The organism is Sphingopyxis sp. (assembly GCF_036261875.1).
In the GTDB taxonomy this organism is placed as follows: Bacteria; Pseudomonadota; Alphaproteobacteria; order Sphingomonadales; family Sphingomonadaceae; genus Sphingopyxis.
Genome location: NZ_DATAJZ010000039.1, coordinates 1 through 16,114, shown reverse-complemented (window position 1 = coordinate 16,114; position 16,114 = coordinate 1). Strand labels below are relative to the sequence as shown.

The 16,114-nt window shown below is 66.7% G+C and carries 20 protein-coding genes; 10 read left to right on the top strand and 10 right to left on the bottom strand.

Features of this window, described 5'->3' with window-relative positions; all coding sequences use genetic code 11:
- The first annotated feature begins 53 nt into the window (after positions 1-53).
- Together VHO04_RS16705 and VHO04_RS16700 are read left to right on the top strand one after the other, a co-directional pair.
- Complete coding sequence (locus VHO04_RS16705) at positions 54-503, top strand: hypothetical protein (RefSeq protein WP_329629369.1); 450 nt, start codon at positions 54-56, stop codon at positions 501-503.
- Positions 500-805, top strand: coding sequence for a transcriptional regulator (locus VHO04_RS16700; protein WP_329629368.1), 306 nt, complete (start codon positions 500-502; stop codon positions 803-805). The genes VHO04_RS16705 and VHO04_RS16700 overlap by 4 nt, the downstream gene beginning before the upstream one ends.
- A 45-nt stretch (positions 806-850) precedes the next feature.
- Here VHO04_RS16700 and VHO04_RS16695 read toward each other — a convergent pair whose 3' ends face one another.
- The 9 genes from VHO04_RS16695 to purE are packed head-to-tail and all read right to left on the bottom strand — an operon-like array spanning position 851 to position 10,104.
- Positions 851-1,270 (bottom strand): DUF3035 domain-containing protein, encoded by a 420-nt coding sequence (locus VHO04_RS16695; RefSeq protein ID WP_329629367.1) that lies wholly within the window; start codon positions 1,268-1,270, stop codon positions 851-853.
- 28 nt (positions 1,271-1,298) lie between these two features.
- Complete coding sequence (gene lspA, locus VHO04_RS16690) at positions 1,299-1,823, bottom strand: signal peptidase II (protein ID WP_329629366.1); 525 nt, start codon at positions 1,821-1,823, stop codon at positions 1,299-1,301.
- Positions 1,820-4,786: an isoleucine--tRNA ligase gene (gene ileS, locus VHO04_RS16685; protein WP_329629365.1), complete on the bottom strand. Its 2,967-nt coding sequence runs from the start codon at positions 4,784-4,786 to the stop codon at positions 1,820-1,822. The genes lspA and ileS overlap by 4 nt, the downstream gene beginning before the upstream one ends.
- Before the next feature lie 50 nt (positions 4,787-4,836).
- Positions 4,837-5,877: a glycerophosphodiester phosphodiesterase family protein gene (locus VHO04_RS16680; RefSeq protein WP_329629364.1), complete on the bottom strand. Its 1,041-nt coding sequence runs from the start codon at positions 5,875-5,877 to the stop codon at positions 4,837-4,839.
- Between the two features lie 20 nt (positions 5,878-5,897).
- Positions 5,898-6,827: a bifunctional riboflavin kinase/FAD synthetase gene (locus tag VHO04_RS16675; protein ID WP_329629363.1), complete on the bottom strand. Its 930-nt coding sequence runs from the start codon at positions 6,825-6,827 to the stop codon at positions 5,898-5,900.
- Positions 6,824-8,023 carry a dipeptidase gene (locus tag VHO04_RS16670; protein ID WP_329629362.1) on the bottom strand — a complete coding sequence of 400 codons (1,200 nt, stop codon included), beginning with the start codon at positions 8,021-8,023 and terminating at the stop codon, positions 6,824-6,826. The genes VHO04_RS16675 and VHO04_RS16670 overlap by 4 nt, the downstream gene beginning before the upstream one ends.
- 12 nt (positions 8,024-8,035) lie before the next feature.
- A complete protein-coding gene (locus VHO04_RS16665; RefSeq protein ID WP_329629361.1) occupies positions 8,036-8,530 on the bottom strand; it encodes a dihydrofolate reductase in 495 nt (164 codons plus the stop codon).
- Complete coding sequence (locus VHO04_RS16660; RefSeq protein ID WP_329629360.1) at positions 8,527-9,600, bottom strand: 5-(carboxyamino)imidazole ribonucleotide synthase; 1,074 nt, start codon at positions 9,598-9,600, stop codon at positions 8,527-8,529. Before VHO04_RS16660 ends, VHO04_RS16665 begins: the two co-directional genes overlap by 4 nt.
- 6 nt (positions 9,601-9,606) lie before the next feature.
- On the bottom strand, positions 9,607-10,104 hold the full coding sequence (purE, locus tag VHO04_RS16655; RefSeq protein WP_329629359.1) for a 5-(carboxyamino)imidazole ribonucleotide mutase: 498 nt from the start codon (positions 10,102-10,104) through the stop codon (positions 9,607-9,609).
- Between the two features lie 210 nt (positions 10,105-10,314).
- Here purE and VHO04_RS16650 point away from each other — a divergent pair, with 210 nt between their 5' ends.
- From VHO04_RS16650 to VHO04_RS16635, 4 genes are all read left to right on the top strand, one after another.
- Positions 10,315-10,965, top strand: a complete 651-nt coding sequence (locus VHO04_RS16650) for a GGDEF domain-containing protein (protein WP_329629358.1) — start codon at positions 10,315-10,317, stop codon at positions 10,963-10,965.
- Positions 10,966-11,017: 52 nt separating this feature from the next.
- Positions 11,018-11,347, top strand: a complete 330-nt coding sequence (locus VHO04_RS16645) for a hypothetical protein (RefSeq protein ID WP_329629357.1) — start codon at positions 11,018-11,020, stop codon at positions 11,345-11,347.
- Positions 11,348-11,378: 31 nt separating this feature from the next.
- Positions 11,379-11,939 (top strand): hypothetical protein, encoded by a 561-nt coding sequence (locus VHO04_RS16640; RefSeq protein WP_329629356.1) that lies wholly within the window; start codon positions 11,379-11,381, stop codon positions 11,937-11,939.
- A gap of 117 nt (positions 11,940-12,056) precedes the next feature.
- Positions 12,057-12,515 (top strand): DNA starvation/stationary phase protection protein, encoded by a 459-nt coding sequence (locus VHO04_RS16635; RefSeq protein ID WP_329629355.1) that lies wholly within the window; start codon positions 12,057-12,059, stop codon positions 12,513-12,515.
- Positions 12,516-12,741: 226 nt separating this feature from the next.
- Here VHO04_RS16635 and VHO04_RS16630 read toward each other — a convergent pair whose 3' ends face one another.
- Positions 12,742-13,497, bottom strand: coding sequence for a cold-shock protein (locus VHO04_RS16630; RefSeq protein WP_329629354.1), 756 nt, complete (start codon positions 13,495-13,497; stop codon positions 12,742-12,744).
- A 260-nt stretch (positions 13,498-13,757) separates the two neighbouring features.
- Between VHO04_RS16630 and VHO04_RS16625 the strand changes: the two genes are divergently transcribed.
- The 4 genes from VHO04_RS16625 (at position 13,758) to VHO04_RS16610 (ending at position 15,870) form a co-directional block, all read left to right on the top strand.
- On the top strand, positions 13,758-14,375 hold the full coding sequence (locus tag VHO04_RS16625) for a ribonuclease D (protein ID WP_329629353.1): 618 nt from the start codon (positions 13,758-13,760) through the stop codon (positions 14,373-14,375).
- A 22-nt stretch (positions 14,376-14,397) separates the two neighbouring features.
- Entirely contained in the window at positions 14,398-15,039 is a 642-nt protein-coding gene (gene lptC, locus VHO04_RS16620) for an LPS export ABC transporter periplasmic protein LptC (protein WP_329629352.1), read from the top strand.
- Entirely contained in the window at positions 15,036-15,611 is a 576-nt protein-coding gene (locus VHO04_RS16615) for an LptA/OstA family protein (RefSeq protein WP_329629351.1), read from the top strand. The genes lptC and VHO04_RS16615 overlap by 4 nt, the downstream gene beginning before the upstream one ends.
- A gap of 106 nt (positions 15,612-15,717) precedes the next feature.
- Entirely contained in the window at positions 15,718-15,870 is a 153-nt protein-coding gene (locus VHO04_RS16610) for a hypothetical protein (RefSeq protein ID WP_329629350.1), read from the top strand.
- Positions 15,871-16,114 lie beyond the last annotated feature (244 nt).

The window sequence follows — 16,114 nt, the reverse complement described above, 5'->3', positions numbered from 1 at the left end:
TATGGAAAGAGACGGTTATCGCTTTCCATATTGGAAAGTTAAGGAGCCGTTTCATGAATCCGATCGAAGCCCGCGCCGCACTCGACAGCATCGATGCGGCGCAGCGCGACCTTGCGCTGAAGGCCACCTATTGCCCGCCGTGGCGGCACGCCGCCTTCGGCGCGGTCCTAACGATATTGGTGCTGGGCGTCGGCTTCGGCCCGGCGATCCAGTTGCCGTCCGTCGTCATCGCGATGGCGGGCGTCGCGTGGCTGGTGACCGACGACCGGCGGCGTTACGGCGTCTTCGTCAACGGATATCGCAAAGGCGCGACGCTGCCGGTGACATTGGCCTTGCTCGGTGTCCTGATCGTCACGATGGCGGCCGAAATCCATGCCCATATCAGCGGCCTGTCGGTGGCGACGAAGCTGGGGATCGCGGGGATCGCCTTTGTCGTGTCGCTGGGTGCGAGCGTCGCGTGGACCCGGATTTATCGCCGCGAACTGATGCGGGGGGCGGCGTGAGCGTCGACGCGATCGATATGCTGCTGCATCCGCCGGCACGGTTGCAGATCGCGGCCTTGCTCGCGAAAGTCAGCGAAATGGAATTCGCCAAGCTACGCGAAATCACCCATGTCAGCGATTCGGTGCTGTCGAAGCATCTCGCGGTGCTGGGCGACGCCGGCTATGTCCATTTGCGCAAGGCCGCGGTCGGCGGTCGCCAGCGGACCTGGGCGTCCCTGACCCGCGCCGGTGCGTCGGCGCTCGATGCCCATGTCGCGGCGCTACGCGCGCTGGTCGCGCATCTGCCCGCCGCGGCCGAATAGAGACTGTCGAATCAGGACGGGCCGGAAACCGCTCCGGCCCGGCGCTCAGGCGCCGGGGATCGAGGCGCTGGCGTCGCGGCCGTCGCCTTCGGGGGCGAAGACGATGTCGCGGGTGACGAGGCCCTTGTCGACGACCTGCGTGTCGGGGCTGCCGACGCTGCTGCGGATGCCGGGGTCGGCGCGGTCGCCGTCGGCCTTGCCGATGACCTGCGTTTCGGCCGCGCTGCGCGTCGCGTCGCCGCCGAAGAGCGCTTTCAGCGTCTGTTCGGCGGTGGTCTCGTTGCCCGGGCGCGCGGCGCCCGGGGCGGGCGGGGTCAGCGCGAAATCGGGCGGCACGACGAGCGGCGCCTGACGCGACACCGCCATTTCATCGGGGCGGTCGCGGCTGAACAGGCTGTTCGATCCGCAGGCCGACAGCGTCGTCGCGAGAATCGAGGCGGCGAGAATGGCGGTGGTCCGGTTCACTTGACTAAATACTCCCAATTCGCCCCGTTTACTCGGCAGGCGGCGTGGCGCCCGCGGCTGGGGCCTTTTCGCCCAAGAGCAGCGCGCGCGCAACCAGCAAAACGACGCCGATCGTGATGCAGGCATCGGCGACGTTGAAGATCATGAAGGGGCGGAACGACCCGAAATGCAGGTCGGCATAGTCGACGACATAGCCGAGCCGGACGCGGTCGACGATATTGCCGAGCGCGCCACCAAGAATCAGCGCGAGCGCGATTACGTCGCCCTTCGCCTTCTCGCGCGTCATCCAGAACGCGACGGCGAGCGCGACCGCCGCGGTCACCGCGACGAGAATCCAGCGCGTCGTCGGCGACTGGTCGGAGAACATCGACAGCGAAATGCCGTAATTCTGCGCCCAGGTGAGGTTGAAGAAAGAGGTGAACTCGATCGACCGGCCGGGCTGGGTTTCCAGCGACAGCGGGACGGTGACGACCCACTTCGCGAGTTGATCGAGGACGAAGGCGACGGCCGCGACGAGGAGGCCGAAGCCGAGATGGGGGGAGCGCTGGCTCATCCTTCGCCCAATACCGTCTCGCAGCGATTGCACAAGGCGCCGTCGTCGGCGACCTCGGGGAGGTGGCGCCAGCAGCGGCCGCATTTGTGGTTTTCGGTGCGGGTTACCACTACACCATCCTTATCATCGGCGATGTGACAGGACGCCGTGATGCAGATTTCCGACATGTCTACCGACCGACATGCGGCGGCGGCCGTCGAATCCTGAACGCTGAGGATTACTTCGGCTTCCAAGCTGGAGCGAACTATCTTGTCACGGCGGAGGGGTTCGATCGCTTCATTTACGAGGCTACGAGCGGTCCGAATGTCTTTCCATTTCGTCCGCGTCGCGAAATCCGCTTCGGCAGCCGGCACGGTCGGCCATTCGAGCAGATGGACGCTGCCCGCATCGGGATAGCGCGTCCCCCAAACTTCTTCGCTGGTGAACACGAGCACCGGCGCGGCGTAGCGCACCAACGCGTGGAACAGCACATCGAGCACGCTGCGATAGGCGCGGCGGGTGTCGGTACCGAGCGGGGCGGCGGGGCCGAGGTCGCAGTAGAGGACGTCCTTGCGGATGTCGAAATAGAAGGCCGACAGATCCTCGTTGCAGAAATCGGCGAGCAGGCGGGTGTATGTGTTGTAGTCGAAGTCATCGACCGCCTGCGCCATCTTCGCGTCGAGCTCGGCGAGCAGCGAGAGCATATAGCGTTCGAGCTCGGGCATCGCCGAAACGTCGGTGACGCGTTCTTCCTCGGTGAAGCCCTCCAAGGCGCCGAGCAGGTAGCGGAAGCTGTTGCGCAGCTTGCGATACTGGTCGGCGACGCCGGTCAGGATTTCCTTGCCGATGCGGTGGTCCTCGGTGAAGTCCACGCTGAGCGCCCACAGGCGGAGGATGTCGGCGCCATAGTCGCGCATCAGGTCGATCGGGCTGATCGTATTGCCGAGCGACTTCGACATTTTGAAGCCCTTGGCGTCCATGGTGAAGCCGTGGGTCAGCACCGCCTTGTAGGGCGCCTGTCCGCGCGTGCCGCAGCTTTCGAGCAGCGACGACTGGAACCAGCCGCGATGCTGGTCGCTGCCTTCGAGATAGAGGTCGGCGCTGTGGGTCGAGCCGTCGTGGCGGACGAGCGCGGGCCAGCGGCCGCTTTCGAGGACGAAGGCGTGGGTGCAGCCCGAATCGAACCAGACGTCGAGAATGTCGGTGATGCGCTCGTAGTCGGCGGCGTTGTAGGCGTCGCCGAGATAGTCCTGCGCGCGCGCATCGCTCCATGCGTCGACGCCCGATTCGCGGACGGCCGCGACGATGCGGTCGTTGACCACGGGGTCGTTGAGATATTGCCCGGTCTTGCGATCGACGAAGAGCGTGATCGGCACGCCCCATGCGCGCTGGCGGCTGAGCACCCAGTCGGGGCGGCCCTCGACCATCGATCCGATGCGGTTGCGGCCCTTGGCGGGGACGAAGCGCGTGTCGTCGATCGCCTGCATCGCCGCCTGCCGCAGCGTCGGGGCGGCGCAGAGGCTTTCCTCGGCGGGGTTGATCGCGCCGCCTTCGCTCTCCCAGCGCTTTTCGCCGCGCGTCTTGGGCTCGATATGCGTCATCACCTTGTCCATCGGCACGAACCATTGGGGGGTGCAGCGGAAGATGACCTTGGCTTTCGAGCGCCAGCTATGCGGGTAGCTGTGCTTGTAGTCGGCGCTGGCGGCGAGCAGACCGCCCGCATCGCGGAGGTCCGAGCAGATCGGGCCGTCGGGGGCGTTGAACTTGGGGTTGATCACGCTGCCCTGACCGCCGAGCCACGCCCAGTCGGCGCGATATTTGCCGTCGCCCTCGACCGCGAAGACGGGGTCGATGCCGTTCGCCTTGCAGAGGTCGAAATCATCCTCGCCATGGTCGGGCGCCATATGGACGAGCCCGGTGCCGCTGTCGGTGGTGACGAAATCGCCCGCGAGGAAGGGGCGCGGGCGCGTGTAAAAGTTGCTATCGACGAATTTCCACCACATCGGATGGCGAGCCGTTATTCCGGCGAGGTCAGAGCCTTTGACGCGGCAAAAAATTTCAAAGTGCTCATCTGGATGGGTGGTTGCGAATCTGTCCAAGAAATCATCAGTCAATTTCTCTGCAATGAGCGCGTTGAGGCCACCACCGCCTTGTTGCAAAATTACGTAATCAATATCTGGCCCATAAGCGAGCGCCTGGTTGACAGGGATTGTCCAAGGGGTGGTAGTCCAAATGACCGCTTGGACTTTCTGACCGAGATTGAGCAAATCTTGAATTGCCGGAGCGTTTGGCGCCGCGATTACTTCGAACGCCACGTCGATCTGGGTCGAGACGATGTCCTCATATTCGATCTCGGCCTCGGCGAGCGCGGTCTTTTCGACCGGCGACCACATCACCGGCTTGGCGCCGCGATAGAGCATGTCGTTGGCGGCGAATTTGAGCAGTTCGCGAACGATGGTGGCCTCGGCCTCATAATCCATCGTCAGGTAGGGATGGTCCCAGTCGCCGCCGATGCCGAGGCGCTTCAATTGCTCGCGCTGGGTGTCGACCCAATGCTGGGCATAGGCGCGGCATTCGGCGCGGAATTCCTCGACCGGAACCTCGTCCTTGTTGAGCTTCTTCTTGCGATATTGCTCCTCGACCTTCCACTCGATCGGGAGGCCGTGGCAGTCCCAGCCGGGAACATAAGGCGCGTCGCGGCCCTTCAGCGTCTGGGTGCGGACGACCATGTCCTTGAGGATATGGTTGAGCGCATGGCCGATGTGCATGTCGCCATTGGCGTAGGGCGGGCCGTCGTGGAGGATGAACTGGTCGCGGCCCTTGCGGGCCTCGCGAATCTGCCCCTCGAGATTGCCCTCGAGCCATTTGGCGAGAATCAGCGGCTCCTTCTGCGGCAGGCCGGCCTTCATCGGAAAGTCGGTCTTGGGCAGGAAGACGGTGTCGCGATAATCGCGCGCTTCTGGGCTGGATGCAGTGTCGCTCATGGTCGCGGCGCTTAGCGCAGATTCGCGTGCGCGCAAACCTTCGGCTGGCGCTATTTCTGCCGTGGCCTCAGCGCCGGACCGAGGTTGTAGATATCGTCGATCCACGCATAGCCGGTGAAGCTCGCCGGGATGCGGGTGAGCTGCTGGACCTCGGTCAGTCCCATGCCGTCCGTGTCGCTGCCGCGCGGACCGACGAACAGCACGCGCGTGCCGTGCTTCGCGGCGCGATCCTGCAGGCGGTCGGGCCAGCCCCAATAGGCCCATTGATAGTCGAGCGGGACGATGATCGTGCCGCCGACGCAGCTCGGCGGATACCAGCCCGACCAGCCGAACTTGATATAATCCTTCGTGCAGCGCCTGGCGCTTTCGGGGTCCATCGTCCAGGCCTCGGGCGCCCTGGCGCGGATGACCTGCATCAGCCGCGCATCGCCGAAAAAGCCGAAGCGCGGTTGGTTCGGATCAATCCCGGCGCGTGCGAAGCTGGTGAGGACGAGTTCGGCCTCGCTGGGGTCGCGCGACTTGAAATTGACGAGCAGCGAGGCGTGACCGAGGTCGTGCAGCACCTCATCGAGGCTGGGCATCAGGCCGACGCCCTTGCCGCGCAAGGGGAAGGTCTTGCCGCCATCGGCGGTGTAGCCATAGCCGACGTCGAGCGCCTTCAGCTCGGCCATGGTGCGGTCGCGGATCGGGCCCTTGCCGTCGGTGCGGCAATCGAGCGCCCAGTCGTGGAAGACCGCGACCTGCCCGTCCTTCGTCGCCGCGACGTCGAATTTCACCATGCCCGCGTCGCGACCGATCGCCGCTTTCATCGAAGGCAGGGTGTTTTCGATATAATTATGTTCGGGCGTGAAGATGCGCGTCGCGGTGCAGGTATCGTCGGTGACCCCGCCATGATCGAAAAGCTGCGCCACGCCGCGATGGGCGATGAGGACGCGCTTTCCGGCGGGATCGGGAGCGAGCCAGCTGGCGTTCGACAGGGTGAGCCAGGCGACAAGCGCGGCGAAGGCCCAAAGGAAGATTTTGGTGCCGCGCTTCATCGGCTTCCTGGTCGGGCCTTCGAGTGCCGCGGCCCAGTCGTCGTTGTCGGTCATGCCATCCCCCCGGATGATGGTTACAGCTCGGCGAGCAGGGTTTTCGCCGCGTCGCAATCGGCCGCGATCTGCGCCATCAGGGCGTCCATGCTGTCGAACTTCGCCTCGGGCCGGATGAAGGCGTGGAAAGCGACGTCGATTTCCTGGCCGTAGAGGTCTTCGGCGAAGTCGAAGAAATGCGGTTCGAGCAATTCCTTCGGCGGGTCGAAGCTCGGGCGGATGCCGAGATTCGCTGCGCCCTTGAGCATGCGGCCATCGGGAAGGCGGCCGGTGACCGCGTAGATGCCGTAGCGCGGGCGCAGATATTGACCCATGTCGAGGTTGGCGGTCGGGAAGCCGAGCAGGCGGCCGTTCTTGTCGCCGTGCTGCACGACATTGCGGACGGTGAAGGGGCGCGTGAGGAGGCGCGTCGCGGTGGCGCAGTCGCCGGAGCGCAGCGCGTCGCGGATGCGGCTCGACGAGACGACTTCCTGTGCGTCGTCGACCGGCGCGACCATTTCGGTGAAGAAGCCGAGGCGGCGGGCGTGGTCGGCGAGGGTGACGACATTGCCGCCGCGGCCCTTGCCGAACACGAAATCGGCGCCGGTGACGACCCCCGCGGCGCCGTAGCGATCCAGCAGCAGTTCGGTTATGAAATCCTCGGCCGTGGTCGCGGCGAGCGTCGCGTCGAAGGGCAGGACAAGCATCGCATCGGCGCCCGCGGCGGCGAACAGCTCCTGCCGCTGGGCGAGCGTCGTCAGGCGGAAGGGCGGGACGTCGGGCTTGAAGAAGCGCACCGGATGCGGGTCGAAGGTCGCGACGATGCATGGCCGCGCATCGTCGGTCGCATGATGGACGGCGCGCCCGACGACCGCCTGATGGCCGAGGTGAAAGCCGTCGAAATTGCCGAGCGCGATCACGCCGTCGCGCAGGGCTTCGGGGATGCGGTCGTGGCCGTCGAGGCGGATCATGGCGCTGGCGCGACGGCAGGGGGCGGCGTCAGCGGGACCAGCCCTGCGCGCAGCACGCGGATCGCGTTGCCGCCCATCGCGGCGCGGATTTCGTCGTCGGTGAAGCCCGCCTCGATCAGCGCTTCGGTCACCTGCACCAGCTTCGAGGTGTCGAAACGGACGGTGGTGGCGCCGTCATAGTCGCTGCCGAGCGCGACATGTTCGATGCCGACGAGGTCGCGGACATGCTTCATCGCCTTGGCGACGCTGGCGGGCGAGGTGTCGCAGACCGCGGCGTCCCAATAGCCGATGCCGACGACGCCGCCGGTCGCGGCGACGCCGCGGATTTCGTCGTCGGTGAGGTTGCGGTTGACCTTGCACGTCGCCTGCACCCCGCCGTGGCTCGATACGACCGGGCGGCGCGCGACCTTGAGGATGTCGGCGACGCAGGCGTGGCTGCAATGGGCGACATCGACGATCATCCCCATCGTCTCCATCCGCGCGACGACCTCGCGGCCGAGCGGGGTGAGGCCGCCCTTTTTCATGCCGTGCATCGACCCGGCGAACTCATTGTCGAAGAAATGGGTGATCCCCGCCATGCGGACGCCCGCGGCGTAGAGCTTGTCCAGATTGTCGATATGGCCTTCGAGGTTATGCAGCCCTTCGACGCTCATCATTGCGCCGACGGGCGGCGGCACTTTCGTTCGCCGCGCGGCGAGCAGCGCGTCGAGCTGGTCCTGCGTCGCAACCGCGACGAGCCTGCCCGCCGAGGCGGCGGCGGCGCGGTGCAGTTTCTCGGCGTGCCAGAGCGAGCGTTCGAGCAGCGAGTTCCACGTCCGCACCGGCTGGAGCTGCGCGATCGCGAGCGCGGTGACGATGTCGGTGTCGCCGCTGTTCGCGTCGTAATTCTGGCCCTTGGGCGCCTTGGTCGTGCTCGACAATATCTGCAGCGCGACATTGCCCTCTTCGAGGCGCGGCAGGTCCATATGGCCGCGGTCGGCGCGGTTCAGGAAATTGCGGCTCCAGAGCAGGCTGTCGCTGTGCAGGTCGACGATCGTCAGCGTCTTGTGCAGCGCCTTGGCGTGGTCGCTGACGTGCAGCAGCGGCTTGCTGTCGATCTTGTTCGTGCCGCGCTCGATCATGCCCGGCGCGAGAAGGAAGAAGGCGGCCGCTGCGACGAGCAGCAGCGCGAATAGGCCGATCAGCCAGCGACGCATGTTTTTCTCCCCCTATTTCGTCCGGCGCGTGAAGGTGACGAAGCTGTAGGCCGGGCGCCCCTCGCTTGCGGCATGATCCTCGCGCGCGATTTCCTGCCAGTCGGCCGCGTCGGGATAGGCGATCGTCGCATCGCCCGCGGGCTCCAGCGCGACTTCGGTCAGTTCGATGCGCGTCGCCATGGTCAGGAACAGGCGATAGATTTCGGCGCCGCCGATCACCATCACCTGTGGCGCGTTGGCGAGCTTCAGCGCCTCCTCGATGCTGTGCGCGGCCTCCGCGCCCTCGTCCTGCCAGTCCGCATCGCGGGTGAGGACGATATGGCGGCGGCCCTCGAGGATCGCGGGCAGGCTGTCGAAGGTCTTGCGCCCCATGATCATCGGCCGGCCCATGGTGAGCTGCTTGAAACGGCGGAGGTCGGCGGGGAGGTGCCACGGCATCTTGCCGTCGGCGCCGATCACGCCGTTGGCGGCGCGCGCGAGGATCAGCGTGATCTCGGGGCGGCTCATGCCGGAGTGGCTCCGCACCATGTGGCATGGCCGAGTTTGCGGCCTTCGCGGACCTCGGTCTTGCTATAATGGTGGACGCGGCAATTTTCGTCGGCGAGCAGCGCGGGGATTTGCGCGATTCCGTCGCCGATCAAATTGCGCATCACGACCGGCAGCGCGCGGGTCGCGGTGCTGCCGAGCGGCAGGCCGGCGATCGCGCGGACATGGTTTTCGAACTGGCTCGTCACCGCGCCCTCGATCGTCCAGTGGCCGCTGTTGTGGACGCGCGGCGCCATTTCGTTGAACACGGGTCCCGCGTCGGTGGCGAAGAATTCGCCGGTGAGGACGCCGACATAGTCGAGCGCGTCGGCGACCTTCGCCATCATCGCGCGCGCCTCGTCCTGCTGATCCAGGACGATCGGCGGCGGCGGCAGGCTGGCGGTCGCGAGAATGCCGTCTTCGTGGACGTTGACCGGCGAATCCCAGAAGCGGATTTCGCCGTCGATGCCGCGGACGAGGATCACCGAAAATTCGTGCGCAAAGGCGACGAAGCCTTCGAGGATCGCGGCGTGGCGGCCGATCGTCTCCCACGCGGCATCGGCGTCGGCGGCGTGGGCAAGGCGCGCCTGTCCCTTGCCGTCATAGCCCATGCGCACGGTCTTGAGGATGGCGGGAGCGCCGATCTCGCCAAGCGCCGCATCGAGCGCGGCGCGGTCGGGGACGGCGGCGAAGGGTGCGGTGCGGCCGCCGAGATCGGCGACGAAGCTTTTTTCGGCAAGGCGGTCCTGCGCGACCTCCAGCGCCTGCGCGCCGGGATGCACCGCGACATGGCCCGACAGGAAGCGGACGGTGTCGACGGGGACATTTTCGAACTCGAAGGTGACGATGTCGCAGGCGGCGGCGAAGGCGGCGAGGCGCGGCTCGTCGTCCCACGCGGCCTGGCTGTGGTGCGCGGTGACTTCGGCGGCGACGCTTTCGGCATCGGGGGCAAAGATGTGGACCTTGTAGCCGAGTTGCGCGGCCGCGACGGCGAGCATCCGGCCGAGCTGGCCGCCGCCGAGAATGCCGATGGTCGAGCCGGGGGAGAGCACCGGCGTTCAGCCCTCGCGAACGGGGGTGGGGGCGACGCTTTCGCTTTGCGCCGCGCGCCAGGCGTCGAGTTTTTGCGCCAGATCGGTGCTTTCGGTCGCGAGCAAGGCGGCGGCGAACAGACCGGCGTTGGTCGCCCCTGCCTTGCCGATCGCAAAGGTCGCCACCGGAATGCCGCCGGGCATCTGGACGATCGAATAGAGGCTGTCGACGCCGCTCAAGGCGGCCGACTGGACGGGGACGCCGAGCACCGGCACCCGCGTCATCGAAGCGACCATGCCGGGTAGGTGCGCGGCGCCGCCGGCGCCCGCGATGATCGCCTTCAAACCGCGGCCGGCCGCGCTTTTTGCATAGTCGATCAGGCGGTCGGGGGTGCGATGCGCCGAGACGATTCGCACCTCGTGCGCGATGCCGAACTCCTCGAGGATATGGACCGCATGCGCCATGGTCGGCCAGTCCGACTGGCTGCCCATGATCACGCCCACCGCTGGGGCTGCATCGCCCATCCGTCACCCTCCTGTCCCGGCCGCGCCGACGATGAATCGCCGCCGCCTTCCCCCTAGCGGCTGTCCCGCAGCGGGGCAACGCCCGCGGGGCACGCCGCATTTCGGGCCGCGCGTTTACCGATTGGTATCCAGTCGCAGCTAACAGATGCAGATGGATAGAGCTGTCGGCAATCCGGCCGGCGGAGATGTGGGTCGCACCGGGGACTGGGAATGGATATCGCAGGGGGGGCACGGATAGCGGTCGACCGGACCGGCTTTGTATCCGTCGACTCCATCGAAGACCAGCTACGCGAACTGCGCCGCGAACGCGACGGGCTTCGCCGCGAGAACCGCATCCTGAAGATCGCGGTCGCCGAGTTGGAGCGCGTGTCCGAGCGCGATACGCTGACCCCGCTGTTCAACCGCCGCTATTTCCTGACCGCGATCCACCAGCGGCTCGCGCGCTTCGAGCGTCATGCCGAAAGTGCCGCGGTGGTCTTCGTCGACGTCAATCAGCTCAAATATATCAACGACAGCTTCGGCCATGCCGCGGGCGATTTCGCGCTGATGGAAATCGCCAAGCGCCTCGGCGAATCGATTCGCGCGACCGACGTCGCGGCGCGGATCGGCGGCGACGAGTTCGGGCTGATCCTCGACCAGTCGAGCGAAGAGGGCGCGCGCGTCCAGATCAACCGGCTGCGCCATGTGCTGAGCGCGATCCCGGCGCTCTATGACGGGCACGATATCGCGCTGTCGGCCTGCTTCGGGGTCGCGATGCTGCGCGCCGGGGCGACCGAGTCCGAGATATTGGCGGCCGCCGACCGCGACATGTATCGCTGCAAGCAGGCGCAGGCCGCCGATTCACCCACGCGGCACCGCTAACCGCGTCTTAACCATATGCGCGCATCGTTCCCACAAGGGACAGGGGGCGAATATGGCGATCCAGACCGATCCATTCCAGGACATCCAGAACCGCATCAGCGGGCAGATCGGGGCGCTTGCCGAAGCTCTGCCGCATTGTGCGTTGGCGCAGATCGTGCAGGGCATCGACGACATCCGCTGCCTGGCGCGCGACCACGGCTTCGGCGCGGTCGAGACGCTGGCGAGCCGGCTCGAATCGGCGGTCGCGGGCGGCGGCTATCGCGCCGCGATCCTGACCTATCTCGACGCGATGAGCGACGCGGTCGCGGCGCCGCGCGGGCCGCTGCCCAGCGGCGCGCAGGAAGCGTGGCTGGCGTTGGTCGCGATGCGATTGGGGCATTGACGGCGGGGCGCCGAGGCCGCAGGCCGCTCCCATGGATGCGATCATGCTCGCCCTTGTCGCGGTGGCCCTCGCCAATGCCGACGGGCGCGCGGGACTTTTCCTGTCGCATCTGCTGACCGTGCGGCCGGGCCGCCGGGTCACGGTCGTCATCGTCTTTGGCGCGTTCCTGATCCACGCGCTGGTTGCCGCCTTTGCGGGGGCCCTTGCCAACCGGATGATCGGACAGGGCGTCGCGCAGTTGCTCGTCGCGGCGGCGATGCTGTCGGCGGCGGTCGCGCTGCTATGGCGCGCGGCTCCGCTGGCCGATGCGGGCGCCGAACAGGCGTCGCCGGCGATGCTGGCGGGGCGGATGCTGGCGCTTCAATTCGGCGACCGCAGCCATTTCCTGATCGGCGCGCTTGCGGCGACGAGCGGCGCGGGGCTGTGGGCGGCGGCGGGGGGGATGATCGGCTGGGTGCTGGCGATGCTGCCCTTCCTCGCCTTTGGCGCGGCGACCGCCGGGCGCCGCGGGGCGCGCTTCGTCCGCTGGGGAAGCGCGGCGGTTCTGGCGCTGTGGGGCGTGCGGACCGCGATGGGCGCCTTTGGCCTGTAGGGACCGATCCGCATTTCGGGTTTCATCGTTTTTGTCGATGATAGCGACCAAATGCTTCCATGGGCCTTTTCGGCGCGTTTGTCCTATCTAGAGGCCAACAACAGAAAGGATTCTCCCATGTCCGACAAGAAGAACCAGCCCGCCGTCGCCGATGCGCTCAACGCGCTGCTCGCCGACAGTTTCGCGCTCTATCTCAAGACGAAGAATTATCACTGGCATGTGCAGGGGCCGCGCTTTCGCGAGCTGCACCTGCTGTTCGACGAGCAGGCGGCGCAGATTCTCGCGACGACCGACCTGATCGCCGAGCGCGTGCGCAAGAATGGCGCGCCGACGCTGCGCTCGATCGGCGACGTCTCGCGGCGCCAGTCGATCAAGGACGACGACGCGGCCTCGGTCGAACCCGATGCGATGATCAAGGCGCTGGCCGCCGACAACCGGACCTTGCTCGACCAGCTCAAGGAGACCAAGGCGGCGGCCGAATCGGACGGCGACATCGCGACGAGCGGGCTGGTCGACGGCTGGGCCGACGAGACGCAGCAGCGGATCTGGTTCCTCGAGGCGACCTTGGGGTATTGAGTTGGAGATTCACGGTCCGTTTGGACGCAATGATCTGCTTTTTCGTCATTCCGGACTTGATCCGGAATCCATTCTTCCAGCGCTGCTTTGAATGGACCCCGGATCAAGTCCGGGGTGACGATGAAAGAGAGGTAGCGTCAAGGCGGCGACCATGTGGGATTTGCTGCCTCTCAAAACAAAAAGGGCGCCCGCGGGCGCCCTTTCCGTTTTTAGCGAAGCGTGCCGCTCATTCGGGCTGCAGGTTCACCGCGGCGAATTTGCCGCGATCATCGACCTCGATGTCGAAAGCGACGCGGTCGCCCTCGTTGAGGCCGGCCATGCCGGCGCGCTGCACCGCGCTGATGTGGACGAAGGCGTCGGCCTGTCCGTCATCGCGCGCGATGAAGCCGAAGCCCTTCGTCGTGTTGAAGAATTTCACCGTGCCCGAGGTGCGCTCGCCGGTCAGCTGGCGCCGGCCGCGGGCGCCGCCCGGACGATCGCCACCGGGGCCGCGGTCGTCGCGGCGCGGTGCGAATTCCTCGATCGGCATCGGCTCGCCCTCGATCTTGAGATCGATGGCCGACACCTTGCCGTTGCGTTCGACGAGCGTGAAGCCGAGCGGCTGGCCCGAGGCGAGACCCTGAAGGCCCGCCTGCTCGACCGCGCTGATGTGGACGAAGACGTCTTCGCCGCCGTCATCGCGCGCGACGAAACCGAACCCCTTCGACGGGTTGAAGAATTTCACCGTGCCCTGGCCCTCGCCGACGACCTGCGCCGGCATGCCGCCGCCGCGTCCGCCGCCGAAGCCGCCGCGATCGCCGCCACCGAAGCCGCCGCCCCGATCACCGCCGCCGAAACCGCCGCGGTCGCCGAAGCCACCGCCGCGATTGCCGCCTCCATAGCTGTCGCCGCCATAGGGTGCGGGTTCAAAGCTGTCGAAATTGCCGAAATCATCGCGCTTGCCGCGTCCCCGCTGGCCGCGGCGATCCTTGTTGAAACTCATAGTCTGTTAGTCGCTTTCGGTCGTCCACACCCCATTGAACCGGCTCCTTGCGCCGGACGGGGACGCAGTTCACCATGGGCACAGACTCGCCCCGTGCCGCCAAGAACGCAAGATATAACCTAATTATCCACAGTCTGCGAACAGAAAATTCATGGCAGCGATAGGCAATTTTGCTGGCTTTGCGCGGAGCCGGGCCGGTCGCGCCCTCCCCGGCGAAACCAGTCATTGAGCGGCGCGGCGCCTTCGCCTAAGGCAGGCCCATGACCGTATATTTTCACGAAGAAGACCTGCCCGAGGGCGCGCTGGGCCCCGGCGCGGTCGCGGTGGACACCGAGACCATGGGCCTCAATCCGCTGCGCGACCGATTGTGCGTCGTCCAGATCAGCGACGGATCGGGCGACGAGCACCTCGTCCGCTTCAAGCCCGGCAGCACATATGACGCGCCGGTGCTGAAGGCGATCTTCACTGACCCGAACCGGTTGAAAATATTCCATTTCGGCCGCTTCGACATCGCCGCGATCCAGCACGCGCTGGGGGTGGTGACGGCGCCCGTCTATTGCACCAAGATCGCCTCGAAGCTGATTCGCACCTATACCGACCGCCACGGCCTCAAGGAACTGGTGCGCGAACTGCTCGGCCAGGACGTGTCGAAGCAGCAGCAGTCGAGCGACTGGGGCGCGGCGGAACTTTCGGACGCGCAGCGCGATTATGCGGCGAGCGACGTGCGCTTCCTCCACGCGATGAAGGAGGTGCTCGACGCCCGGCTCGCGCGCGAGGGGCGCACCGGATTGGCGCAGGCGTGCTTCGATTTCCTGCCGACCCGGGCGGCGCTCGACCTCGCGGGCTGGCCCGAAACCGATATTTTCGCGCACACCTGAAAAGCGATTCGCAAGAAAGACCATGTCCGAACGCGCCGACCATGACCGCACGATGCGCCGCCTGTGGGCCGCGAAAGGGTCGAGCCACGACCGCGTCGTGCGCAGCCTGCGCTATGGCCTGCCGCTGATCATCGGGGTGATCGCCGCGGTCCTCGTCTTCTCGCCCTTCACCCAGCGCACCGAGATCAGCTTCCTGCTCGCCAAGGACAAGGTCGACATGGCGAGCGAGCGGATGAAGGTGACGCGCGCCGAATATCGCGGCCAGGATTCGAAGGGTCAGCCCTTTGCCCTGCTCGCGGGGAGCGCGGTGCAGAAAAGCTCGGCCGAGCCGATCGTGCGGATGCAGGAGCTTTCGGGCGCGATTCGCCTGAAGGACGGCCCGGCGACGATCGCCGCCGCCGAGGGGCAATATGATATGGATAGCGAGAAGGTGTCGGTGCCCGGCACGGTGAAGGTGCGCAGCGCCGACGGCTATGCGATCGACGCGAGCAATGTCGCGATCGACCTGAAAGCACGCAGCCTCACGGGCACCGGCGGCGTCGACGGCACGTTGAACATCGGCCGGTTTTCGGCCAACCAGCTTGTCGCCGACCTCGACAGCCGCATCGTGCGCCTGTCGGGCAATGCCAAGCTTCGGATCAACCAGGGAGCGCTGAAGAAATGAAGGGGCTTTGGACGATGAAGAGCGCCATGCTCGCGGGGGCGGGCTTCGCGCTCACCAGCCTGGGCATCCTCGCGACCGGCGGCGGCGCCCCGGCGCGGGCGCAGGCGCTCGCCAACCACAACAGCAATGCCCCGGTCGATTTCGACGCCGGCAGCATCGAGGTGCAGGACCGCGCCGACCGTGTCGTGCTGGCGGGCGGGGTGACGGTGACGCAGGCGGGGCTGACGGTGAAGGCGCCGCGGATGACCGTCGCCTACACGCGCTCGGGCGGCACCGACGTCAACCGCCTCGACGCGACCGGCGGGGTGACGGTGAACAAGGGCGACGAGACCGCGAAGGGCAATGTCGCCATCTATGACCTCGACAAAAGGCTGATCACGATGGTCGGCAACGTCCAGCTCAACCAGGGCGGCAATCACCTGAGCGGCGGGCGGCTGGTGATTGACCTCAACAGCGGCCGCGCGACGGTCGACGGACGCGGCGCCGCAAGAGGCCCCGACGGCAATCCGATCACCGGCGGCACCAACGGGCGCGTCACCGGCACTTTCTCGGTTCCGCAAAGGAAGCAGTAACCTTACCCCTTAATCCTTGGGCAAGGCGCCGCGCGCGAGGGTTGTCGCGGGGACCAGACCCCATGCGGTGCCGGGGGGGCGGCCGCACGAGCAAGGCGTGCCCCCGATGCGATATTCCCCCTTTCTTCCCGTCCGCCGTCCGTTGTTCGGCCGCCGCAAGCCCGCCGATGTCGGGATCGAACCCGCCGAGCCGACGAGCGAGGAGCGGCGGCTGATCGACCGGATCATCCGCCACGCGGGGGCGTCGAAAGCGCGCTGAGCGGCGGTTGTGTATATGGCATCGGCGTGAGGTCGGCTTTGGGGTGGAGAATGGCCGTCGCCGATCCTCCCTGTCGCGCAGCGATGGGGAGGTGGCAGCGCCCTTCGACTGCCTTGCAGGCGCTCAGGATAAACTGCGCCTTTGGCGCAGCGCTGACGGAGGGGCCCTTGGCGCAACCGTCGCGGCCCCTCCACCACCGCTTCGCGGCGGTCCCCCTCCCCACGGCTGCGCCGCAGGGAGGATC